Source organism: Roseateles sp. P5_B10, assembly GCF_056400485.1.
Genome location: NZ_JBFULE010000761.1, coordinates 1 through 2482 on the forward strand (window position 1 = coordinate 1; position 2482 = coordinate 2482).

Here is a 2482-nt window from a genome sequence, read left to right on the forward strand (position 1 = left end):
CGCCTAGCGCTGCACCCCTTGCAGCCCCGGCGCGGGGGAGATTCATAGGATGACAGGCCCTAACCTCGCTGAGGCCCTGAGCGGCTGGCCGCCGCCGGTGCTCGATCCGCACGGGCCGTTCTCCAACTCGGTCACGACGCTGGCCTGGGTGCTGATCGCGCTCGTCACATTGATCTTCCTGGGCGTCTGCGCGGCGATGTGGGTGGCGCTGTACGGCAGCGATGAGCTGCGCGCCAGGCTCGGCGGCGAGCGCGTCGTCAAGTGGTTCGGTCTGATCATCCCGGCCGGCGTGCTGTTGCTGCTGCTGGCCTGGGGCCTCACGCTGGCCGCGGGCATGTCCACCATCAAGGGCGACGAGCTGCGCATGCGTGTGTCCGGCAACATCTACTGGTGGCGCGTGTCCTACCTCGATGCGGCGGGCCGCGAGATGCTGGCCGATGCCAACGAGCTGCACATCCCGGTGGGCCGCCCGGTCGTCGTCGACATGGTCTCGGAGGATGTCATCCACAGCTTCTGGGTTCCCAAGCTGGGCGGCAAGATGGACATGATCCCGGGCCGCACCAACCGGCTGAAGCTGCAGGCCGACAAGGCGGGCGTCTATGGCGGGCAATGCGCCGAGTTCTGCGGCGGCGCGCATGCGCTGATGGGCTTCGTCGTCGTCGCGCATGACGCCGCCGACTGGCAGCGGTGGCTGGATTCACGCCTGAAGCCGGCACCTGAGAGCAACGTCAGCGTCGAGGCGCTGCGCGGCAAGCAGCTCTTCAACGAGGTCGGCTGCGCGGCCTGCCACCGCGTCGCCGGCACCTCGGCGCAAGGCGTATCCGGGCCCGATCTGACCTTCGTCGGCTCGCGCCAGTCGCTGGGCGCCGGCATCCTGCCGAACACGCGCGGCACGCTGATCGGCTGGATCGGCGACAGCCAGTCCATCAAGCCGAACAACCGCATGCCCGCCTACCGCTCGTTGAAGGCCGACGAGTTGAACGTACTCGCCAGCTACATGGAGTCGTTGAAATGAAGCCCCTCGTCCAGCTGCACACCGCTGAACGCGGTGCATCTGACCGGTCCCCCGCGGGGACGGCGATGCCCGCGGCGTTGAGCCGCGAGCACATCGCCATCGCGGGCCGGCTCGGGAGCGGCCCAGCGCTCGGCCCGAAATGCGCCGGTTTCATGCGTCGCGGGTGCCGCGAACGCGGAATGGACAACTGAAATGAACTCCAAACAAAGCCACAGTGGCACAGAGACACGGAGAGGCTTTCATCTCGGCTCCTCTGTGTCTCTGTGCCTCTGTGGCTGTGTTCCAAAGTCAGCGGAGCAACAGAGATGACGCACCCCGCCGCCCCAGGCGTGGAAGGCGCCGTCCGCGATGCCGCAGCCGAGCCGTCCGAGACCGGTTTCGATACGCGGCTCTACGCGCGTTTCCCGACCCAGGGCGGCCGGCCCGCGGGCGAGTTCGAGGCGCTGGAAGAGACCTGGGAAACGCCCACGGGCTGGCGCGCGTTCAGCGCCGTCAACAACAACTTCATCGGCTTCCTGTTCATCGCCACGGCCTTCGGCTTCTTCGTTGCGGCCGGCATCCTGTCGCTGGTGATGCGCGTGCAGCTGGCCGCGCCGCTGGCCGGCGTCGTGCCGCAGGAGACCTACAACCAGCTGTTCACGATGCATGGCTCGGTGATGATGTTCCTGTTCGCCGTGCCGGCCGTCGAGGCCATTGCCGTGTTGCTGCTGCCGCAGATGCTGGCCGCGCGCGACCTGCCCTTCCCGCGGCTGTCGGCCTATTCGTACTGGGCCTATGCCATTGGCGGCGTGGTCTTCTTCGGCTCGGTCTTTTTCAGCCTGGCGCCATCGGGCGGCTGGTTCATGTACCCGCCGCTGAGCTCGGGGGTCTACGCCAAGGGCATCAACGCCGACTTCTGGCTGCTGGGCATCGGCTTCATCGAGATCAGCGCGATCGCCGGCGCCATCGAACTCATCGTCGGCGTGCTGCGCACGCGAGCCCCGGGCATGACGCTGGCCAAGATGCCGGTGTACGCCTGGGCCATCCTGATCTTCGGCGTCATGATCATCCTGGCCTTTCCGGCCATGATCATGGTCACCTTCCTGCTGGAGCTGGAGCGCGCCTTCAACTGGCCGCTGTTCGACGCCACGCGCGGCGGCGACCCGCTGCTGTACCAGCACCTGTTCTGGTTCTTCGGCCATCCCGACGTCTACATCATCTTCATCCCGGCCTCGGCGATGGTGTCGACCATGGTCGTCACCGTCGCGCAGAAGAAGCTGGTCGGCCACGAGCTCGTCGTGCTGGCCATGATCGCCACCGGCTTCATCAGCTTCGGCGTGTGGGCCCACCACATGTTCACGGTCGGCATGCCGGATCTGGCGGCGGGCTATTTTTCAGCGGCGTCGATGGCGGTGGCCGTTCCCGCGGGCGCCCAGGTGTTCGCATGGATCTGCACGCTCGCGTCTGGCCGTGTGCAGCGCAACGTGC

The 2482-nt window shown here is 67.2% G+C and carries 2 protein-coding genes; both read left to right on the forward strand.

What is annotated here, in order from left to right; all coding sequences use genetic code 11:
* Positions 1–49: 49 nt before the first annotated feature.
* Positions 50–1015: a cytochrome c oxidase subunit II gene (gene coxB, locus AC1DU6_RS27210; RefSeq protein ID WP_457321459.1), complete on the forward strand. Its 966-nt coding sequence runs from the start codon at positions 50–52 to the stop codon at positions 1013–1015.
* A 305-nt stretch (positions 1016–1320) separates the two neighbouring features.
* Positions 1321–2482, forward strand: a 1162-nt coding sequence (locus tag AC1DU6_RS27215; protein WP_477860933.1) for a cbb3-type cytochrome c oxidase subunit I, incomplete at its 3' end; no start/stop codon positions are given.